This window comes from Endozoicomonas sp. ALC020, assembly GCF_049275935.1.
In the GTDB taxonomy this organism is placed as follows: domain Bacteria; phylum Pseudomonadota; class Gammaproteobacteria; order Pseudomonadales; family Endozoicomonadaceae; genus Endozoicomonas_A.
Map to the genome: position 1 here is coordinate 6908464 of NZ_CP184830.1, position 23560 is coordinate 6932023.

A 23560-nucleotide genomic window follows, 5' to 3' on the forward strand; every position below is an offset into this window, starting at 1 on the left:
TACTCTGAGGCAGCAGAATGACAAATGTCGGCCCCAATGCATTAAGCCTTGCAGTGGCCATTGCAATCAGTTCTTCTGTTATTGGAACAGAGGCACTCGCTGATCGCAGGCTACAGATAAAATCTGTCGATATTCAGGGCAATAAACATGTGGAGTTTATCCAGAGTGAGGTCATGGTTAAGCCAACTTTGGATCATGACCAGCAGCCAATAGCCAAATCCTTTACCACCACTTACCCTGATCAGACTCAAGTCAGAGCAGGCTATGACGTTCCTTCCGAAGGCTTCACAGACGTTCTTTCTGACATCCAGGGTGGCGTTTCAACTGTTGATCAGTTTGAAACAGACGACAATGACGTTGCTCAGAAGTACACCAAAATCCTGAAGGTGGGTAATGAGGGGATATTCAGGTTCACCCATAACCTTGAAGACAGCAAACTGGTCATTGAAGTCAGAGATGGAATGACCCGTCAGGATTCAATTGAGGCTGTTCGCACTCAACCAGGTGGTATCCGACCATTGGAACCGTTAACAAAAGTCGCCAGTCCCGAGCAACTGGCCGGGGTGCTGAAAGGCGCGCATGAAAGAGCGGGAAATCTTGGCGAAGCTGATCACTATGTCACCCTTGCCGCCCTTACAGTAGGTGAGATTGAAGTGAACGGGCGCACTTTTATGCGTCTTATCGCTGCAGGCGATCAGCCTCCTGAACCGGAGCGTTTGGGTGAATCGCTCTTTGTCAATGATGAGGCGCTTTTCGCAGCAGCCACCTCTGCCTATACCCAGGTTTATCTTCTCGGAGAAGATTTACAACAGCGAGCTCTGGATAAGCTCTTCTACTACAATCAGCCTCTTGGCTATGTTGTCACTGTCGAGGATGACACTCAGGCTTATCCTGTGCCTTGGGGTTATCCAAAACTGGAACTGACTGAGGCTACGGGAAAGGTTATTGTTTTCCGTGGTCAGAAGCAGAATCCGACCGATCTCACTTTTGTGGAAAGCCTCTATGCCCCCTTGGATGGATTCGACCTTAATGATAATGACCACATTGCACAGTTTAAAAAAGGTAAGGTCAAAAGCTACCAATACGTCATTCGAAGCAGGCAGATGGAGCTGCTGGAGAAGTTTGCTGCTGATTTAGCTATACAGCACGATGCTGAACTTGAAGAGGATAAAATGGTATTGCTTGCGTACTATGAATCTGTTCAGCAGGCATTAACCATTGCTACTTCATACGGAACCGATGAATTTGAACTCAAAGTAGGACATGTCGGTGCTGCGTCATCGGCTATTGCGCCGGGCTGGATGTTGTTTCAACTCGAAAAACGCTTCAGTTTCAAACCCGCATTCAAGGATCTTCTGACGAGTCGACATTTTCTTCACAACGTTCAAAAAGGTACAGACTTTGTCAACAAACTGATGCAGCAATTTGCTATTGGAGAAGATACAACATTTGTTAAAAAAGTGATGGGTAATATGGCCCGTCAGCATCTTGAGTTAGAAAACACGCCGGAAGAGCGGCGGGCAAAAGAGGCCCAACTCGCCGAGCTGGACACGCTGAAAGAGCAGCTGGCAAAAACGGCCGAACTCAACGAGCAAAACAAAAAATCACTTCACGCAATGTCGGAAGCCGTTGAAAGAAGGGCTATTGCCATTGAACATAATGAGATAAAGCTCAGAGTAGAGGAGCTCGAACAGAGACTTGAGGATAATATTGAACTGCATTGTACCAAACTGAAAGATCTGAAAAATCAGAATCAGATGCTTCAGCAGGAAGTCGATCGAATTCCATACCTGAAACAAGAGGTGCTTGACGTTGCAGCAAAAACCATAAGGGCTCGCAACACAGAACTGGCAATAGAGCTTGGCATGGCTGACTGGGATGATACTCAGCCACCCGAAGAACAAACCAGACTCATCAAAAATAAAATCCATGAAAACAATCAGGCCAAAGCCGCAACATTTACTGCAAGTGGACAGCCTGATAAAGAAACTGTAAAAGCAAAACTGGCAGCCATTGAAAGCGAGCTCAGTATCACCCCGGTCGATGAAAACAATCTGGATGCCCGCTTTCAGTCTATTCAACAGCATATGCAACATCAGGCAACACTGGCCAATGAGAGAACCCGGCGCAGACTGGCTACCATTGAAGGTCAGCTCGGTCTGAGCCCGGATAACGACGCTGACCTTGAAGCCCGTCACTGGGCCATTCAGCAGCGCATTCGGCAGCAGGGATCGGAGGTGTTTCAACATCTTCAGCAACATTGCACCAGAACAGATACTGCAAAAGCAGCTGAAATCAAAACCCGCTTCGCAACCATTGCCGCACGTTTAGACATTCAGGATTTTGATAGCGATGCAGATATTGAGACTCAACAAGAATGCCTGCTCGAAAAAATCAAGACAATGAATGTCCAACCAGAACGCCTGCATCACAGTACTCAAACAATCAATAAACAACAGGACTCAGAGAATTCTTACACCAGGCCCGAAAAATCTGCTCTGGCAGCGCCCCCTGGCCAAGACCAGAGTGAGCTGAATGAAGTCATCACGACAGAAGAACTCAATGCTCTGAGGTCAACAATGCATTCCACGCTTCTCAGGAATGCAGCACTGGAAGAGCAACTGAAAGACATCATCACACCAGGCCAGTCCAAAGCCACGCCTGAAGTCCTTGAGACACTCCGTGCCGCAGAAAGAATTCTGCAGCAGAGTCACATCAATGAAAGGGAAGATATATATTACAATCGTCAGATCATTTCTGAAGACATACGTCGATACATCACTGAGGCCAGACAGCGGGAAGAGTCAGGGGCCTGGATCATATTGCAACTCCTGGAAGACAAACTCGGCATCGGTCACAGAGTCAGTGAAAGTGATAGCACAGAAGCAAAACTGGCAAGGGTTCGTACAAAACTTGATGGCGGTGATGTCTCAAATGACCAATTGGCTGACATAGACCAGCTTCTCCGGATGGCAACTGACAGGCCAGATCTGGAGGGTGATCCGGTGCCAGTGGATGCCTTACTCTCCGATATTCGTGACTGTCTCAACTTATTGATCAACGAATCGGATCAGCGAGCCAGAAAACGACAGGCAAATCAGCTTATCGCTTTGGAAGACGCGCTAAATATCTCACCTCAACATCGGGATAAAGAAGTGTTCAAAGCGGGTCAGCCTGAGGTTAATGAGCGTATCGCAGCCATCGAGAATGAGCTTGACAGACAAATGGCTCGCCTGGGACCCAAGCCCCGATTCGTCCTTGATCGTGATGTCGCCTTGGCCAAACGAGAAATTAAAGGAGCTGAAAATGATCTGGCAGCTTTTCATCACAAACTGAATAAGCTTCGTGGCAAAAACCTGGTATTTGCGGGGAACCTTGCTGATCTCCAACATATCCCGGATACAGAAAACCTGGCTCTCAACCAGAGAATGAAAGAAGTTCAGATCGAGTTGGGTCTGGCTGCAAGTGACGAGCAAACCACTAAAGAGCGACTAAAAGACATCAGGCATTTCCTGCAGGAATGCAGTGCAGAAAAACGAGATGAAATCCTTGGGGAACTGAGAATCAAATCAGGTCTGGACATCCAGACAACAGGTGACCCCGGTTTAGAGGAAGCATCTGATTATTTGATTGCCACCGCATCCTATGCAGATTCTCATGGTCAGAACGAAGACGATGAAGCCTTGGGTCAACTGCTTTATAACAGGAAAAGGTACACTCAGCTCACAGACTTCCTGCGTGAACACGACAGGAAAAGTATGAAAGTGGCCGATGCAAAGAATGCACAAGAGTATCTGGAGCGTAAAAAATGCGAGGTTATCGATCCAGGAGACTTCGATGAGCAGGCTAAAGCCGAACGGGAAAACGAAATGGCCTGGCTGAATTTAGCCCTTGAGCAATCCAGTGATGCGGTATCAAAAGCAGAAACCGCTCTGACGGATTTTCATAAAGCGGTTCTTGAAACCACTGAAAAAGACGTGGGTCTTGAACCAGCCCCTGCTGACACCCTTGAACAAAGGCTTAATGCCCTGAGAAACAGAAAGGTAGAGTATGGAGGAAATGATGGTTATGGTGGCACTGTCCGACACCTGATTCAGGAACAGGCTGATCTGCAAGGCAAGATTGAATTAAGGAAAGCAGACATTGAGAGAATAAAAGGAGTCCTTAAGGCTGCAGAGCAAGCTGTCGACAGTGACTCTGGTCCCTTCCAGTACACGCCGAAACAGGTAAAAGTTTTGGACACTATCCGTAAATTCACGCAGCAGCACCCTCTCAAAAAACAGGCTCTGGAAGCCGCAATTGGCCTGGAAGAAGCGGCAAGAGAAAGCGGTAAGTTGACAGTGATGCTTTCGACTTTCAATTTTGACGATGATTTTGCAGCGATTCGCATGCAGGGAATGGTCGGAGACAAAATTACGTTTGCACAAGCCGGTCGGATTGTGGAAGCTTTAAAGAGCCTGAAGACCTTCCCGAAATCAACTCTCAAGCCTATTTCATTTCGACCTCAGAGTGCCATCGAACATGTCGAATCTCTGTCGTCTTGGGCCATCCATCAGAAAAAAACAGGGGCCCAACAATACGACGATGTCATTAGCGACATGGGCAAAGCGGCCATTCACTTCGTAGAGCATGAACCGGGGGACCTGAAAAGCTTCCCGGAATACTTCGCCAGCCATTCTGCCAGTGGTAACAAGATTATGACTTTGCTCCGTGAAGGTTTAATTAGCAAGGTTGAACTTGAGAACTACATAAAGATCATCAGAATTATAAAGCCCGTCAAGGGAGGTGCCCCCGGTTATCCGGCACAAGGCGAACTTGGTTACTATATGAGCCACAAACACGGCGTCGACACGCACCACTTCTGGAGGGCTGTCAGGACGCTGTCCGAAAAAGGCGCTGAAGAGTTTATGCACAGCGCCTTTATTCCCGTGACCGTGACTGCAACCGGGTCGACAGGTATGAAAGAGTCTGTTGCCGGTATGAAGGAGTACGCAACAGCTGTTATCGCCAACTACGTGCTGGATGATATTGCCTTTGACAATGGCCGCAGGACAGCAGCATTTCTGGCCAATATTCAGGATACCCTGACACCTTACGCCAATGCTGCCGGAATATTGGAATCAGAACCGATCAAGGTTATCCATGACAGATTGATGAAGTCTCAGGCCACCGCAGTTGAGCTTCAGCTAAAGGATTACTGGGTCAAACCTTCAGCCTCTCTGGTACAGGCTGTCACCTGGTACTACATCAGCTACAAACCACTGCTGGCATCGACCAAGACCTGGGATGCTGTCGAAGTGTCCCTGTTAAAAACTCTGTGCATCTACATTCTGGATCTCACCAACAGGGGGGACTACATGCACAGAATGATCATACCTTTTCAGCACTGGTTGGAACACTATGGTATTGATCTTGACCGAACCGGCCAATATGTCTATCACGGCGGAGTTGAACAAGTCTCTGAAATGCTTGGGCTGGCCATGCCCTTTGGCAGGACCGAATCCTCACTCATACTGCAGGCAACCGGCGCTATACTGTTTACCAGACAAGACCATGCTAACCCGCATATGTATCGCAGTATTACCCGTCTGGTGCCCGAAATAGTAAAATCCATGGGTTCCAGGCAAGGGGTTCAGGTACCTCTGCTGCACCGGGCGACACCTCAAAAAATAAAGACTCTGGCCTCGGCCACAGCTGGTCTGGTGCTGGGTCCGGTAGCCACTTTCGGAGCATACGTTCATAGACTTTTATCCGGAATCACCTATGCACAAACCTTCGGATTCGTATTGGCGTCAAGCCTCACTTTCGACTTTTTTATGAACGACAACAAGATGCTCACTCAATGGCTGGGTGGACCTCTTGGACGTAGTCTTGACAAAATTAATCGCTGGTGCGGCCTGGGTGAAACGTACAATGAGTATTTGCAGCGTACCGCTATTGCTTCGCCTCAGGGCTTCAGTGAAACCGATGAAGAATATGCAAGCCGTGTTAAAGCCAACAACATCATGTATGGCTGGACGCGGCACGAAAATTATCTGCAGTTCCGTGAACGCCGTGATCGCACCGTGAAACTGTTTGAGAATGGCTGGGAGAAATACTTCCGGGAAAATGTACCTAAATGGTCGTTTTCTCATGCAGAAAGTATTCCTTACTTCTACACTCTCGGAGCCTTTTTCGAATCGCAAAAGAGCGATGATCAAAAATTTCACAATCATGATAAGAGAAACGCCCCTCAATCAGGCTTTCCACCAGCAGCCATGGACAATTGAAGCCATGGACAATTGACAGCCATGGGCACAAGTAACAGAACAGTGGCTTCCTCGCCTGATATGCACTTTTCACAGTAAAAAAAAATACTCACTCAATGGCTGGCTGGACCCGGCACGAAAATTATCTGAAGTTCCCTAACTATAAAACTGTTTGCCAATGGCTGAGAGAAATACTTCAGGGAAAATGTGCCTGAATGGTCGTTCATCCATGCAGAAAGTATTCCTTGCTTCTACACTCTTGGAGCCTTCTGCGAATGGCGACAGGGTAATGAGAGAAACGCCCCCTCAATCAAACTTTCTACCCAGCGCTGAGGTATCCGGATGACAAATGCCCGCCCCCGTGCATTAACCCTTGCAGTGGCCATTGCCATCGGCTCTTCCATCATGGCAACACAGGCACTGGCGACACGCAGACTTCAGACAAAGTTTGTCGGTATTCAGGACAATGGACAAGTGCAGCTCTACCGGAGTAATGTCATAGTTAAACCAACTCTTGATGATAACCAGCAGCCAATACCTAAATCCTTTACCACCACCTACCCTGATATGTCTCATTTCAGTGACGACTATATCTTTCCTACTTTTATAGGCGTTCTTCCTGGCATCAACGAGGGCGTTTCCATTGTTGATCTGTTTGAAACAGATAAGAATAGCGTTGCTCAGAAATACACCAGAACCCTGAAGGTGGGTGATGAGGGCGTCTTCAGGTTCACCCATAACCTTGAAGAAGAAGAACTGGTCATTGAAGTCAGGGCCGGAATGACCGATCGGGATTCAGTTGCCGCTGTGCTTGAGCAAATGGAAGGCTTCGAATCACTGGAACCCTTAACAAAAACTGCCTCACCCTACATACTGGACGAAGTGCTCGTAGCTGCCGGAAACAGGGCAGGAAAACTCGGCACAAGTGATCATTATGTTGCCCTTGCCACCATTGAAGTAGACAAGGTTGCAGTGAATGGGCGCACCTTCATGCGTCTTGTCGCTGCAGGCGATTCCCCTCCTGATCTGCAGCGTCTGGGTCAGTCACTCTTTGTCAATGATGATGTTTTGCTGGCAGCCGCCACCTCTGCCTATTTTCAGGTTCATGTACTGGAACGGGATATACAACAGCAGGCTCTTAATGAACTGTTAGCACACAGCAAACCGGTCGGATATGTTGTGCACGTCGAAGATGACACGCGGGCTTACCCTGTACCTGTCGGCTATCCAAAGCTGGAAGTAACAGAAGCGCCGGGGGAGGTTATTGTGTTCAAGAGTTATTCACAGTATCCGACCAATGTCGCTTTTATAGAAACCCTCCTTAAATTCTGGCGAGAAGCTGATGGTAAAAACCTGCCTGATGCAATAAAAGCACAGGTTAAAAGCTATGAAACCAGATACTACCAGTACATCATTCGGAGCAGGCAGATGGCAGTGCTGGAGGAGATGGCTGCAAAATACGAACATCACGATGGTGAATTTAGCCGGTATCCAATGGCGATGCTTGCATACTATGAATATCTCCAGCAGGCATTAACCAGTGCTACTCCCGATAGTGCCTCTCAATTTGAATTCGCATTAGAACAGATCACAGCCGCTTCGTCTGTCATCACGTCATCCTGGTTGCATTTTCAACTCGAAAAACACTTCGGCTTCAAGCCCGTACTTAAAAATCTTCTGGCTGATCATCTCTCTTTTTGGACGTTAATACCTGTTGTCAATGTGATTAACAAAGAGCAGCTTGATATTCCAGGTGACGACCCGTTTGCTACCAAAGTCATTAGCGACATGGCCAGACAGCTGCCTGAAATGTACAACTTAATGGAGGAGCTACATATAAAAGAAGCCAAAATCCTGGAGATCAACAATGAGTTGCAGCATGCAGTGGATACGCAGGTTGCTGGAGTAAAGGAAAAATTCGAAGCACTGGAAATCAAGGTACGAATCAATGATGAGCTTGAAAAGCTCCGTTTCAAACTGGCATCCCTGAAAGACCAGGAACAGAAACTTCGGCAGGAAAGTAAACGACTTCCAGCTCTGGAACAACAATTTCATAATGCCAGAAATGTTTACAATTCTGAAAAAGCAGCAAAGCTTGGCATAGGTGACTGGGATGATTCCCTGCCACTAGAAGAGCAAACCAGACGCATCATAGAAAGAATTAATGACATCTTCGCAGCAGTTGTCGCAACAGAACCGCGTCAGCAAGAAACTGTAGAACCCAGTCTGGCGGCTGAAGCCGAAAAAATAGCGGCAACCAAAGCTCGCTTTGCAACCCTTGCCGAACATTTAAACATTCAGGATTTTGATGGCAATGCAGATATTGACGTTCAGCTGGAATGCCTGCTTGATAAAATCGAGACAATGGCTGCGCAACAAAAAAGCCTGCTGCAAATAGTTGAGACATTGAATGATCAATTGGATATAGAGAATTCTTACACCAGGGCCAGAAAAGCTGCTCTGGTAGCCGTTTCTGGTATTGAGCTGAGTGAAGACAGCACGCCAGAAGACCGGAAGACACTGGAATCAAGGGTAAACTTCGAGCTCCACAGGCTTGCAGAACTGGAAGCAGAACTGCAAGACATCATAACCCCTGGCCACCCCAGAGCCAGGCCTGAAGTACTCGAGACACTGAGATCCGTAGAAAATGTCCTTGAGATAAATGACGTTGATGAAAACGATGGTGAGTACCTCCGTCGTGATGCCATTTCTGAGAAAATTCAGACATACATTGCAGAAACCAGCCAGAGGGCAGAGCAACAAGCGCTGGTTGCTCTGAAAACCGCAGAAGAAATACTCAAGATCAATGTCAACGAAGCTGATGACAAAGCAATCCGACTTGAAAGGGTTTGTACAAAACTTGACAACAATGGTGTTTCGCAAGCCACTCTGGATACCATAGAGCAAACCCTCTGCAAAGAAGACATCACACCTGCCGACCAAAGGGATCTGCAACGCGAGAAGCTTCATCGGCGTCTTACTTTTCATGTCCAGGAGCCGGACAGGCAAGCCAGAAGACAACAGAAAAAGCTGCTTATAGCAATAGAAGAGAAACTGCAGGTCGACTCCGTTGTAAAAAATGAGGCTATAGAAAAGGGTAAAGCCTTCCTTGCCAGGCTGGCCAATGATCTGGGGGTGAAATATGAAAACGATGCTCACATGACTTACAACAAGTATCAAATTAGCGAAAAAATTATGGCATTAATGGACGAAGTTGACGAAGCCTATGTCCATGGGGATGTCAGAAGAAACAGAAACAATGAAATTGCTCATCAACTCAACATTGACGACTATAAAGATGACGCCACCATAGAAGACCAAAACGTTCTAATCAGTAAAAAACTGCAACAGCTGGATCAAAAAGTATACCAGGCAGGTTTTGCTGAGGTTAATGAGCATATCACGGCCATTGAGAATGAGCTTGACAGGCAAATGGCCCGGCTGGGACCAAAACCCCGACACGTTCTTGATCGTGCGGTAGCCAGAGCCGAGCAAGCAGTAGAAAAAGCTAAAAGTGAGCTGGGGTCTGCTTATCAAAAATGGGATGCTATTGATGTCACACAGCTTTTGCTTAGTTTGAACCCTGTTGTCCGCCAAGGAATCTTGGATGAAGAAAAAGAAGCTCTCAATCAGGCAATAAAACAACTTCAGGTCGAGTGGGGTCAGACTACAAGTGATGAGCAAACCCTTGAAGAGCGAGCAAAGGACTTCAAGCACTTCCTGTTAGAGCGAAAAAAAACCGTAAAACATTTCCTGCGGAGTTTCAAAGGAAGTCGAGATGAAATCGCTCAGAAAGTGAAAGCCAGAATAGATCATGAAACTCAGACAACAGATGACACCATTTTACTGAAACAAGCTTATTCCTCCATTCATTCTGACAGCAATTATAGAGACAGGATTATTCACAAAGCAATCGATGAAATCGATGAGGTATTTGATGAACAGAGTTTAATCAGGAAAAAGTACGATGATGTCACAGTATTCCTGAATGAGCACGACAGGAAAAGTATGGAATTGACCAATGCCCGGCTTGAAGAGGGGAATGCGCAGGAGGGTCTGGTTGCTAAAAGACAGGAGATTATCCATTCTGGAGACATGGATCCAGGTTCAGCCCTGAAGCAGAAAAGTGAAGCTGTATCAAAAGCAGAAGTCGCTCTAACGGATTATCATAAAACAGCTCTTGAAACCGTCGAAGAAGCCGTGGGTCTTAAACCAGACGCTACTGCCCCCCTGGAACAACGGATTGATGCCCTGAGAAACAGACAGTTACAACTGGGCAATGAAAACGTTATCAGCGGCAAGGTCTGGCAACTGATTCAGAAAAGGGCCTCCCTGAATGATGAAATTGCAACCAGGAAAGCAGACATTGAAAGAGCGAAGGCTGCCCTGGAGGCTGCCCGGAAAGCCGTCAAAAATCAAGGCGGTCCCTTCCAGTACACGCCGAAGCAGGCAAAAGTTCTGGACGCTATCCAGACATTCACGTGGCAACAACCTCTCAAACGACAAGCTCTGCAAGCCGCAATGGGTCTGGCAGTAATAAACGATAAGACAATACCCCATCTTCCGGATTTCAATTTTGACGATGAATTGGCGCCCATTCACTTGCAGACACTGGTCGGAGACTTAACGTTTAAACAAGCCAGTCGGATTGTGGAAGTCTTCAAGGCCCTGAAGAGGGATTACCTGCCCTCCCCTTCCCAGCCTGCAGAAGATCAGCCTATGAATATTCTGGAAGAAGTCCAGAATCTGGTACACAGGGCCAAGCATGAGATGGAAACAGGAGCACCAGAATACGATGACGATATTTACGCCATCGGCTTAGCAAGCATTCACTTCGTCGAGCGTGAACCAGAAGACCTGAAAAGCAGCTTCTCGGAATACTTCGCTACCCATTCTGCCACCGGCAACAAGATCATAGCTCTGCTGCGTGAAGGTCTGATCAGTCAGGTTGAACTTGAGAACTACTTCAAGGCCATCAGGGGCGCCTATGGTTATCAGACAGTGGCAGAATTTGAGCACTTCCTTGGCTACAAGCACGGCGTCAATGTGCCTCACTTCAAAGATGCCGTCCAGATGCTGTCCGACACGGCTGCCAGGGAATTCATGCGGGATGCCTTTACGCCTGTGACAGCAACTGGCCCGGTGGCTATGAAAGCGTCGGTTGCCGACATGACAGAGTACGCTGCTGCAGTCATCGCCAACTATGTTCTTGACGATATTGCTTTTGACAATGGCCGCAGGACGGCAGCTTTCCTGACCAGTGTTAAGGACACCCTGACACCTTACGCCAATGCTGCCGGAATATCTGAATCAGAACTGATCCGGGTTATTCATGGCACCTTGAAGCAGGCTCATGCTGCAGCGGTTGAACAGCAACTCAATGATTACTGGGTCAAACCTTCAGCCGCTCTGGTACAGGCTTTTACCTGGTACTTCTCGAGCTACAAACCACTACTGGTAGCCCATAACGCCTGGCAGGCTAACTTACTCTCCCTCTCAAACATGTCGTTACTCTATCTTCTGGATCTGACCAACAGGGGGGATTACCTGCACAGGATGCTGACACCTTTCCAGCACTGGTTGCAACACTACGGTATTGATCTTGACCGAACCTTCCAATATTCCGAACACAATGACATTGAACAAGTCTCTGAAGTCGCAGGGCTGACAATGCCATTGGGCAAGGCCGCTTCCTCAGTCATTCTGCTGAGAACCGGCTCTATGCTGTTTGCCAGACAGTACAACGCCAACCCCCTCATGTATCGCAGCCTTTCCCGTCTGGTACCCGAAATAGTGAAATCCATGGGCTCCGGACAAGGGTTTCAGGTGCCGCTGCTGAACAGGGTGACACCACAAAAAGTGAAAACTCTGGCCTCTGCCACAGCCGGTCTGGTGCTGGGTCCGGTAGCCACTGTCGGGGCATACGTTCACGGTCTGGTATCCGGGTTTACCTACGCTCAAACCTTCGGCTTCGCTCTGGCATCGAGTCTCACTTACGACTTTTTTATGAACGACAACAAGATGCTCACTCAATGGCTGGGTGGACCTCTGGGTCGTAGCCTTGACAGGATTAATCGCTGGCGAGGCGTCGGTGAAACGCAGGACGATTATGTGAAACGTACGGCCATTGCCACACCTCAGCGCTATGTTGAAACCGATGAAGAGTACGCAAGCCGAGTCAAGGCAAATAACACCATGTATGGCTGGACTCTGCACGAAAATTATCTGCAGTTCCGTGAACGCCGTGATCGCACCATGAAACTGTTTGAGAATGGCTGGGAGAAATACTTCAGGGAAAAAGTGCCTAAATGGTCATTTTCTCATGCAGAAAGTATTCCTTACTCCTACACTCTGGGTGCCTTCTATGAGCAGCAACAGGGCGATGATCAGAAAGTTCAGGGTCATGACAAGAGAAATGCTCCTCAATCAAGCTTTCCACTTGCCGCCCCGGCAGACCACCCTGATTGAAAGCTGCTTTCACTCCGGTTGTGGCAATCACTTTTCACGGTAATAAGAGTACCCAGCTCTGAGGCAGCAGAATGACAAATGCCCGCCCCAATTCATTAAGACTTGCAGTGGCAATTGCAATCAGCTCTTCCATTGCTGCTACACAGGCAGTGGCCGATCGCAGGTTACAAGTCAGGTCTGTCGATATTCAGGGCACTGGACATGTGGAATTTACCCAGAGTGAGATCATAGTTAAGCCAACTTTGGGGAATGACCAGCAGCCTATACCCAAATCCTTTACAACCACCTACCCTGATCTGACTCGGGCAAGAGCAGGCTATAGGGTTCCTTCTGAAGGTTTCACGGATGTGCTTTCTGGCATTGAGGGCAGCGTTTCCAGTGTTGACGAGTTTGAAACAGACGAAAATTATGCTGCTCTGAAGTACACCAAAGTCCTGAAGGTTGGCAATGAGGGGGTATTCAGGTTCAGCCATAACCTTGAAGACGACAAACTGGTCATTGAAGTCAGAAACGGAATGACCCTTCTGGATTCAATTGCGGCTGTTCGTGCGCAATCAGGTGATATCCAACCATTAGAACCGTTAACAAAAATCGCCAGCCCACAACAACTGACCGGATTACTCAGAGGCGCGAATGAAAGAGCAGGAAACCTTGGCGAAGTTAATCATTATGTTGCCCTTGCCACCATTGAAGTAGATGACGTGAAAGTGAACGGGCGCACCTTCATGCGTCTTATCGCAGCGGGCGATGAGCCTCCCGGGTTGCAGCGCCTGGGTCAATCGCTCTTTGTCAATGATGAGGCACTTTTCGCGGCAGCCACCTCTGCTTATACCCAGGTTCATGTTCTGGGGAAAGATTTACAACAGGAAGCCCTGAATGATCTGTTTTCATATCATCCGCCCGTCGGCTATGTTGTCAACGTTGAGGATGACACAAAGGTTTATCCGGTGCCTGCTGGTTATCCGAAACTGGAAGTGACTGAGGCTCCGGGTGAAACTATTGTGTTCCATGGTCAGAAACATAATCCGGCCGATATCGCATTTGTGGATGGCCTTTACCACACCTGGGCGAAAGGATTTGCCTGCACCTCCTCCTCTGAAACAGCAGTAAAGGTTAAAAAAGACAAGGTCAAAAGCTACCAGTACACCATTCGAAGCAGGCAGATGGCACTGCTGGAAGAGTTAGCTGCAGGGCACAATGCTAAACCTGACGGAGGTGGACAAACGACGCTTGCTTACGAAGATGAACTGAGAACACTGTCATACTATGAATATCTCCAGCAGGCATTGTTAACCAGTGCTAGTTCGGATGGAGTGGATGAATTTGAACTCACAATAGGACACATCGAGGTCACTTCATCGGTCGTCACGCCAACCTGGATTCATAATCAACTCGAAAAACACTTCAGCTTCAAGCCTGCACTTGGAAATCTTCTGACTAACCCGTTATTTATTCAGAATATTCTGAAAGTGATACCGGATGGCAGTCATACCGATCAGGCACAGACCCATGTTCCCGGGGACTTGGAAAAGTTTACTTCCAAAGTCATGAGAGATATTTCCAGACAGCTGATTGAGGTGGAAAGCCAACTGGAAGCCCAGCAGACACAAGAAAGACAAATGATCCAGCTTAGAGTCCACTTAAAACACGCCACGGAGAAAGACGCTGCCACCGAAACGGAAAAACCCTTAGCAATTGTGCTCAATCAGGGAATTGAGAATGGGCTTGCAGAGACCCGAAAAGCGATAGGAGAACTGCAAAACCAGTTAAATAAACTTCAACAGGAAATCAAACGAACGCCAAAGCTGGAACAACAACTTTGTGATGCCAGAGAAGAGGCCAGAAAAACTTACAACAGCCGAAGGGCAGTAGAACTGGGTATTGATGACTGGGATGATACCCAACCACTCGAAGAACAAGCCAGATGCATCGAAAAAAGAATTGATCAAATCCATCAGACGGGGGTCGCAGCAATTACTGGAAAAGGACCGTTTTATGAAGAAGCTGTAAAAGTAACATATGCAGCCATTAAAGGCCGTTTTGGTCCTATCCTGAGCGATGAAATCGATCAGGGAGCCCTCTTTCAGTATATGCAACGACATCTGCAACGGAATACAGACCCCATCGATGAAGAGATTCGGCTGGCTGAAATTGAAGAAGAGTTCGGTCTGACTCCGAAAAGCGAAAACGACCTGGAAGCCCGTCACCAGGAAATTCTGCAGTACCTTCACGAGAAGGCGATTAAGCTCATTCAACAACCTGATCAGAATCGACAAGAGCAGGAAGAACAGAAAAACCCGTTACAAAAACTTCAGCAGATAACCGATCGAATTACAGCGCCGAAACAACAAACTCATGATGCCAGAGCAGATGCCATAAAAGCTCTCAATGCTCAAACGACAGAGGACCCCGGTATTGATGACCAGGACAATACCCGGCCACCAGAAAAAAAAGCCAGGCTTATCAACCAGAAAATTCATGAAATCAGGCAACCGGTTACCACAACATCAATTGCCCCAACGCCGGTTAGCACAGCGCCGGTTAGCTCAACAGCGGTTGCCGCAACGATGGTTGCCGCAACATCAACTGCTGCAACAGCACACTCTGGGGAAGACACCACACTGGACAACCGCGCCATCCTGGAGTCGACAATAAGAGACAAGCTCTCCAGAATTAAAGAGCTGGAAGAACAACTGGAAGACATCAGAACACCAGGCCACCCCAGAGCCATGCCTGAAGTACTCAAGATATTGAGTGACGTAGAAGAAGCCATGGAGATACATGACCCCAATCAAAACGACGATGTGTATCTCCGTCGCCAGTCTATTTCTGAAGAAATGCAGGAATTCATCACAAAATCAAGAGAGTGGGCAGAGGAAAAAGCTGAGGACCTGCTGGAAGCCATAGAAGAAGTATTTAACATCGAAATCGATGAAGATGACGACAATGCAGCAAGACTTGCCAGGGTTCGTGCAAGGCTCAATGACGATAATATCCCGGAGTACATGCGGGATAAACTACAAAATATCTGGCAGACAGACAACCTGCGTGTGGCCTTTGAGCTTGTGTACTTCAAAGAGGATCCCGAACCTGAAAGCCCTGATGCTCATATTACCTTTTCTCGTGGGAAGCAAAGGCGGCCAAAATGGCTTGATATGCTTCGCAGGTGTCTTACCTATAAAGTCGAAGAGGTCGATAAGCGAGCCATTGAAGGATATGGCTATTATCCTGATCTTACCGATGCAGAACGCAAACTGAAAATCTGCTCTGATCAAAACGTTGCAGCTAAAGAAAGAGGTCTGGCATTGACTGCAAAACTGGCCAGAGACCTGGAGGTAACCTTTGCAGAAAACCATGTCAGCCTGCTGCGTCGCCAGAAGTCTGTTCTGAGAGCAAAAATCCGTGAATTACTGAATCAAGTTCACAAAGACTATGATGATGAAGTTGCCAAAAGAGCCTGGAATAATGAAATGGCTCATCAACTCAACATTAAAGACTATGAAGATGATGCCTCTATCGACTTCCAGGCCGATCTGATTGATGAAAAACTCCGGCAGTTGGATGTTGAAGTTTTTAAGGCGGGTGAGCCTGACGTTTATGAGCGTGTAGCCGTCATTGAGAATGAGCTTGACAGGCAAATGGCCCGCCTGGGACCTAAGCCCCGATATGTTCTTGATCGTGAGGTGGCCAGCGCCAGAGAGGAAATAGAATGGGTTGAAAGTGTGCTGAAGTTAAAACTGGCTATTCTTCGTCGCGATCAGAAGTTGTGTGTAGGGAGCCGCACTGACCTTCAGGTTCAGTTGGAAGCTGAGATTGAAACCAGGAAAGCAGACATTGACAGACTGAAAGTAGTCCTGGCGATTGCGGAGAAAGCGGTCGAAAATGACGGTGGCCCCTTCCAGTACACACCGAAACAGGTAAAAGTTCTGGACGCCATCCACACATTCATGCAGCAGCACCCTCTCAGGAAACAAGCTCTGGAAGTCGCAATAGGCCTGGAAGTATTTGCAGCAAACAGCAAGAGGCTGGTATATCTCAAGGGTTTCGATTTTGACGATGAATTTGCAACCATCCTCTTGCAGGCAGAGGTTGGCAAAGATCTGACGTTTGACCAGGCCAGCCGGGTAGTGGAATTCTTCAAAAGTCTGAAGAGGAACTTCCCGGTAAACCCCTCAGAGCCTTCAGAAGATCGGCACGTGAATATCCTGGAAGAAATTCAGAATCTGGTTCACAGAGCACGGAATGAGATAAAAACAGGGGCTCAACAATACGACGACCTGATTAAAAGAACAGGCTCAGCAGGTATTCACTCCGTCGAGCATGAACCGGTTGACCTGAAAGGCTTCTCGGAATACTTCGCCAGCCATTCTGCCACTGGTAACAAGATCATCACTCTGCTGCGTGAAGGTCTGATCAGCAAGGTTGAACTTGAGAACTACATAAAAGCCGTCAAAAGAATCGACGGTTATCAGACAGTGGATGAATTTAAACACTTTCTTGGTTACCAACATGGCGTCAGATTGTCTGAGTTCGAGAGCCATGTCTGGAAACTGTCCGATGAGGGTGCTGAGGCACTTATGCAGCGTGCCTTTATGCCTGTGACCGTAATGGCATCCGGTCCGGCGGGAATGAAAGAATCGGTTGTCGGCATGCAAGAGTACGCAGCGGCAGTCATCGCCAACTACGTGCTTGACGATATTGCCTTTGATAATGGCCGCAGGACAGCAGCTTTCCTGAGCCATGTTCAGGATACCCTGACACCTTATGCCAATGCTGCCGACCTGTCTGAATCAGACCTGATCAAGGTTATCCATAACGCATTGATGCAGGCCCATGCCGCAGCGGTTGAGCAGCAGCTAAAGGATTACTGGGTCAAACCTTCTGCCTTCCTGGTACAGGCTGTCGCCTGGTACTTCTCCAGCTACAAACCGTTACTGGCGACTCATACCGCCTCGCAGGCTACCACGCTGTCCCTCTCAAACATGGCGTTCCTCTATTTGCTGGACCTGACCAACAGGGGGGATTATCTGCACAGAATGCTCACACCTTTCCAGTACTGGCTGGAACGCTACCGAGTTGATCTTGACCGAACCGGCCAATATGCCTATCACAGTAGCATTGAACAAATCTCTGAAGTGGGCGGACTGGCCATGCTATTAGGTAAAGCTGCATCCTCAGTCATTCTGCTGAAAACCGGCTCTATGCTGTTTGCCAGACAGCACAACGCCAACCCCCGGAGGTATCGCAGTATTTCCCGTCTGGTGCCCGAAATAGTGAAATCCATGGGTTCCGGACAAGGGGTTCAGGTACCGCTGCTACACAGAGTCAAACCACAAAAAGTAAAAACTCTGGCTTCTGCCACCGCCGGGCTTGTGCTGGGTCCGGTAGCCACTGTCGGAGCATACGCCCATGGTCTTATATCCGGGTTCACCTATGCCCAAACCTTCGGATTCGCCCTGGCGTCGAGTCTCACTTTCGACTTTTTTATGAACGACAACAAGATGCTCACTCAATGGCTGGCTGGACCTCTTGGACGCAGTCTTGACAAAATTAATCGCTGGCGGGGTCTTGGCGAAACGGACAATGCGTATTTAAAACGTACCGCTATTGCATCACCTCAAGGCTTCAGTGAAACCGATGAAGAGTATGCAAGCCGCGTTAAAGCAAACAACAGGATGTATGGCTGGACGCGACACGAAAATTATCTGCAATTTCGTGAACGCCGTGATCGCACCATAAAACTGTTTGCGGATGGCTGGGAGAAATACTTCAGGGAAAATGTACCTAAATGGTCGTTCTCTCATACAGAAAGTATTCCTTACTCCTACACTCTGGGTGTCTTCTTCGAGTCACTCTGAGGTCGTCATTCCCGCGAAGGCGGGTGTCGCAAAACTCCAACAGCTCGTTCTCATGCTCTAAGGTCGTCATTCCCGCGAAGGCGGGAATCCAGCGCCAACGGTGGATCTCTGCCTTCTCGGGGATGACGAGGCCAGGGGCACCAGGCAGTATGGTTCTGGTGGTGAGTCAGTGTGGATTCCCGCCTTCGCGGGAATGACGGGAGTGAAACCGGGAATGACGGGAGTGAAACCGGGAATGACGGGAGTGAAACCGGGAATGACGGGAGTGAAACCGGGAATATCCAACTTTGCCATCCTGAACTAAATTCACTCAACAGTTTAACAGAACAGCCATGAGCGTTTGGCAGCTCTGAGGTAGTAGAATGACAAATGTTCGCCCCAATGCGTTAAGACTTGCAGTGGCCGTTGCAATCAGCTCTTCCATCATTACTGCACAGGCAATGGCCGAACGCCGACTGCAGACAAGATCTGTCGGTATTTATGCCAAAATACCTGTGGAGTTTACCCAGCGCGAGGTCATAGTTCAGCCAACGGTAGGTGACGACCGGCAGCCAATACCCAAATCTTTCACAACCATCTACCCTTACCAGACTGAGACCGTAACGGGCTATCATTTTCCTTATGAGTGCTTCACGGATGTTCTTCCCGGCATTGATGGCGGCGTTTCCAGCGTTGATCAGTTTGAAACAGGCAAGAATGACGCTGCCCGGAAATACACCAAAGTCCTGAAGGTGGGTGATGAGGGGGTCTTCAGGTTCATCCACAACCTTGCAGAAAAGAAACTGGTCATTGAAGTCAGAAACGGAATGACCGATCAGGGCTCAATTGAGGCTGTTCGAACTCAGTCAGGTGACATTCAACCATTAGATCCGTTAACAAAAATCGCCAGCCCCGAACAACTGGCTGCAGTGCTGAAGGGGGCCCATGGAAGAGCAGGAAAGCTTGGCGAAGTTGATGACTATGTTGCCCTTGCCACAGTTGAAGTAGACCGGGTTGAAGTGAATGGGCGTACCTTCATGCGTCTTGTCGCTGTCGGCGATCAACCTCCCGGGCTGCAGCGTCTGGGTCAAACGCTCTTTATCAATGATGAAGCACTTTTAGCAGCAGCTTCCTCTGCCTATACCCAGGTTCATGTTCTGGGAAAAGAATTACAACAGGAAGCTCTGAACGATCTGTTATCATTCCATAAACCCGTCGGATACGTTATACACGTCGAGGATGACACACAGGCTTATGCTGTGCCTGAGAATTGTCCAAAACTGGAAGTGACTGAGGCTCAGGGAGAGATTATTGTTTTCCATGGTCAGAAGCAGAACCCGGCTGATGTCGCTTTTGTAGAGTTTCTATATGACATCTGGTTGCAATGGCATGACTGCAGTTCCCCCCCATCTGAAGCAATAACACGAGTTAAAAAAGACAAAGTCAAAAGCTACGAAAACATCATTCGAAGCAAGCAGATGGCACTGCTGGAGAGGATAGCTCAACAGCACAATCCTGAACCTGCCAAAGGTGGAAAAACGACACTTGCCATCAATAAGCAACTGTCAATGCTTTCATACAAGCAGCAACTGACGACGCTTTTATACTATGAATATCTTCAGCAAGCGTTGATCGTTGCTATGCAAGATAGAGCAGATGAATTCGACCTCTCAATAGGACAGATTAGGGTCACTTCGTCGGCCTTCACGACTGCCTTGATGTTTAATCAACTCGAAAAAAACTTCAGCTTTAAACCTGCACTTGAAAATCTTCTGAATAACCAGCGCTTTATTCAGGACATTCATGACCTGATGCCTGCTTACAATCGTATCAACCAAGAGCTGGGTGATACTCCTGAGACTAAAAAAAAGCTTGTTTTCAAGGTCGGAAGCGAGACTACCAGACAGATAATTGAGACGGAAAACAATCAGAAAATATTGCTGTTAAAAGAATACGGTCTCACCCATCTTAGACGGCAAGTGCTGTTTAAAATAGAAAAAACCACTACCAGTGAAAAAGAACATCTCAGAATAGCTCAACTCAAAAAACGAATTGATGAAGAGCTTATGCAGCTTCGTTATGAGCAGCAACAACAGAACAACCTGTTACAGAAACTTCAGCCGGAAGTTGAACGATTTCCAGAGCAGAAACAACAAATGCGTTTTGACCTGACAACAGCTCGCAACGCTCAAATGGCGGCAGAGCTTGGTATTGACGACTGGGATGATATCCAGCCATTTACAGAACAAGACCGACTCATCAAAAAAAAAGTGCTTAAAATCAACCAATTGGTTGCCGCACTATTTACCGTAACAGGGCAGTCTGATGAAGAAGCTGTCAAAGCAAAAGCGGTAGCCACTGAAGGCGAGTGCAGTATTGTTTCGATCGATGAAAACGGTCTGGGTTACCTTCAGTTCATTCGACAACTGCTGCAACAAGACATACAAGTAACCAACGAGAAAGTCCCGAAAAGACTGGCTGTCTTTGAAGTTAAGCCTGATGAAGAAGCTGTAAAAGCAAAAACACCGGCCACAGAAGGCAAGCGAGATATAACTTCGGTCAATAAAGGTGACCTGCGTATCCTTCAGTCCTTTAAACAATACCTGCAACAAAAGAAAGAACTAACCGATCGGATAATCCATAAGAAGCTGGCTCACATTGAAGTTCAGCTCGGTCTGGTTCCGGATATCGAAAAGGACCCGGAAATCCGTTGCCAGGCCATTCATCAACACATCAGGTTACAGGGCCTTCAGATGGCAAAAGAAATGACAGAACGGAGAAACTGGTTAAAGAGTCTTCAGGAGCAAACCGATCGAATCCCACCTATGAAAAGAGTAATTAGTGTCGCTGTAGAAGAAATCAGTCAAGATTACATCAATCAAATGGCGGCAAAGCTTGGTATTGATAACCGGGATGGTACCCAGCCACCAGAAAAACAAGCCAGACTCAGCCACCAGAACATTCATGAAATCAGTCAACCTGTTATCCCGGCATCGATTGCCCCAACATCGATTGCCCCAACACCGGTTGTCGCAACACCGGTTACCCCAACACCGGTTGCCGCACACTCAGGCATGCAGGATTTTGATGCTCAGACAGATTCTTTCAGCCATGCCAGAAAAGACACACAGCTATACGACGATGAAATTCTGGACATGAACTCAGCAGCCATTCATTACGTTGAACATGAGCCAGAAGATCTGAAAAGCTTCATGGAATACTTCTCTGCCCGTTCTGCCAGTGGCAACAAGATCATCACTTTGCTCCATGAAGGACTGATCAGCAAGGTTGAACTTGAAAACTACATGAAGGCCGCCAGAGATGTCGGCGGTTACGAGATTGAGCAGGAATTTGAGCACTTCCTTGGCCATAAACACGACATGGGGGTGGCTGAGTTCAAATCCGTTATCCAGATGCTGTCAGAAAAAGGTATCGAGGAATTCATACAGACTGCCCTCACTCCTGTGACCGCAACCGCTCCGGCAGGTATGAAAGAGTCTGTTACCGGCACGAAGGAGTACGCAGCTGCGGTCATTGCCAACTACATTCTTGACGATATTGCCTTTGACAATGGCCGCAGGACAGCAGCTTTCCTGACCCATCTTCAGGATACCCTGACACCTCACGCCAATGCGGCCGGAATATCTGAATCAGAACTGATCCAGACTATCCATGGCACATTGATGCAGGCTCATGCTGCCGCAGTTGAGCAGCAGTTCAATGATTACTGGCTCAAGCCTTCAGCCTTCCTGCTGCAGGCAGTGACCTGGTACTACTCCAGCTACAAACCACTACTGGTGACTCATCCCGCCTCGCAGGCTACCACGCAGTCCCTTGCAAACATGTCATTCCTCTATCTGCTGGACCTGACCAACAGGGGTGATTATCTGCACAGAATGCTCACACCTTTCCAGCACTGGTTGGAACGATACGGTGTAGATCTTGACCGAACCGGACAATATGCCTGCCACGGCAGGATTGAAAAAATCTCTGAAGTGGGCGGACTGGCCATGCCATTGGGTAAAGCCGCAGCCTCAGTCATTCTGCTGAAAACCGGCTCCATGTTATTTGCCCGACAGCACAATGCCAATCCTCATAGGTATCGCAGTATTTCCCGTCTGGTGCCTGAAATAGTGAAATCCATGGGCTCAGGACAGGGAGTTCAGATTCCGCTGCTACACAGAGTGACACCACAAAAAGTAAAAACTCTGGCTTCTGCCACCGCCGGTCTGGTGCTGGGTCCGGTAGCCACTGTCGGTGCATACGTCCACGGCCTTGTATCCGGGTTTACCTTCGCCCAAACCTTCGGACTCACGCTGGCGTCGAGTCTGACTTTCGACTTTTTTATGAACGACAACAAGATGCTTAGTCAATGGCTGGGTGGGCCTCTGGGTCGTAGTCTTGACAAGATGAATCGCTGGACAGGCCTGGGTGAAACGCAGGATGAATATGTGCAACGTACCGCTATTGCCTCGCCTCAGCACTTCAATGAAACCGATGCCGCCTATACAAATCGTGTTAAAGCGAGCAACAGAATGCATGGCTGGACGCGTTACGAAAATTACCTGCAGTTCCGTGAACGCCGGGATCGTACCATGAAGCTGTTTGCCGATGGCTGGGAGAAATACTTCAGGGAAAATGTGCCTAAATGGTCATTCTCCCACTCAGAAAGTATTCCTTACTCTTACACGCTGGGTGCCTTCTTCGAGCCAAAAGCAGCGCTGACTGATCACAAGGTTGAGAAGTTCGATCATGACAAGAATACCCGCGACGAACTTTGATATCAGAAACCAGTGGATGCCCCCTTCATAACTATCCAAATGGAACCAGTATCAGGGACTACATACTGGTTTCTTTCAGAATGGGCTATCGGCTAAATTCACTCACCAGCTTAACGTATTTGCCACTGTGAACTAAATTCACTCAACAGCTTACCGCCACAACCATGAAGGATTGACAGCCTTGAGCGATTGACAGCCTTGAGCGATTAAAAATCGCTACCTCTCC

General features: G+C 48.0%; 5 protein-coding genes. 4 read left to right on the top strand and 1 reads right to left on the bottom strand.

Going from position 1 to position 23560, the window contains the following annotated elements:
• Window positions 1-17 precede the first annotated feature (17 nt).
• The 3 genes from ACOJUO_RS25250 (at window position 18) to ACOJUO_RS25260 (ending at window position 18574) form a co-directional block, all read left to right on the top strand.
• Complete coding sequence (locus tag ACOJUO_RS25250; RefSeq protein ID WP_422138560.1) at window positions 18-6269, top strand: hypothetical protein; 6252 nt, start codon at window positions 18-20, stop codon at window positions 6267-6269.
• 321 nt (window positions 6270-6590) lie between these two features.
• Entirely contained in the window at window positions 6591-12716 is a 6126-nt protein-coding gene (locus ACOJUO_RS25255) for a hypothetical protein (protein ID WP_422138561.1), read from the top strand.
• Window positions 12717-12787: 71 nt separating this feature from the next.
• Window positions 12788-18574: a hypothetical protein gene (locus ACOJUO_RS25260; protein ID WP_422138562.1), complete on the top strand. Its 5787-nt coding sequence runs from the start codon at window positions 12788-12790 to the stop codon at window positions 18572-18574.
• Between the two features lie 66 nt (window positions 18575-18640).
• Here ACOJUO_RS25260 and ACOJUO_RS25265 read toward each other — a convergent pair whose 3' ends face one another.
• Window positions 18641-18868, bottom strand: a complete 228-nt coding sequence (locus tag ACOJUO_RS25265) for a hypothetical protein (RefSeq protein ID WP_422138563.1) — start codon at window positions 18866-18868, stop codon at window positions 18641-18643.
• A 68-nt stretch (window positions 18869-18936) separates the two neighbouring features.
• Here ACOJUO_RS25265 and ACOJUO_RS25270 point away from each other — a divergent pair, with 68 nt between their 5' ends.
• Complete coding sequence (locus ACOJUO_RS25270; protein ID WP_422138564.1) at window positions 18937-23334, top strand: hypothetical protein; 4398 nt, start codon at window positions 18937-18939, stop codon at window positions 23332-23334.
• Window positions 23335-23560: the final 226 nt, after the last annotated feature.

What these genes read in the sequence shown, in the direction of transcription:
- ACOJUO_RS25250 (WP_422138560.1), top strand. Translation starts at nt 18, where the DNA reads ATGACAAATGTCGGCCCCAATGCATTAAGCCTTGCAGTGGCCATTGCA.
- ACOJUO_RS25255 (WP_422138561.1), top strand. Translation starts at nt 6,591, where the DNA reads ATGACAAATGCCCGCCCCCGTGCATTAACCCTTGCAGTGGCCATTGCC.
- ACOJUO_RS25260 (WP_422138562.1), top strand. Translation starts at nt 12,788, where the DNA reads ATGACAAATGCCCGCCCCAATTCATTAAGACTTGCAGTGGCAATTGCA.
- ACOJUO_RS25265 (WP_422138563.1), bottom strand. Translation starts at nt 18,868, where the DNA reads ATGGCAAAGTTGGATATTCCCGGTTTCACTCCCGTCATTCCCGGTTTC.
- ACOJUO_RS25270 (WP_422138564.1), top strand. Translation starts at nt 18,937, where the DNA reads ATGACAAATGTTCGCCCCAATGCGTTAAGACTTGCAGTGGCCGTTGCA.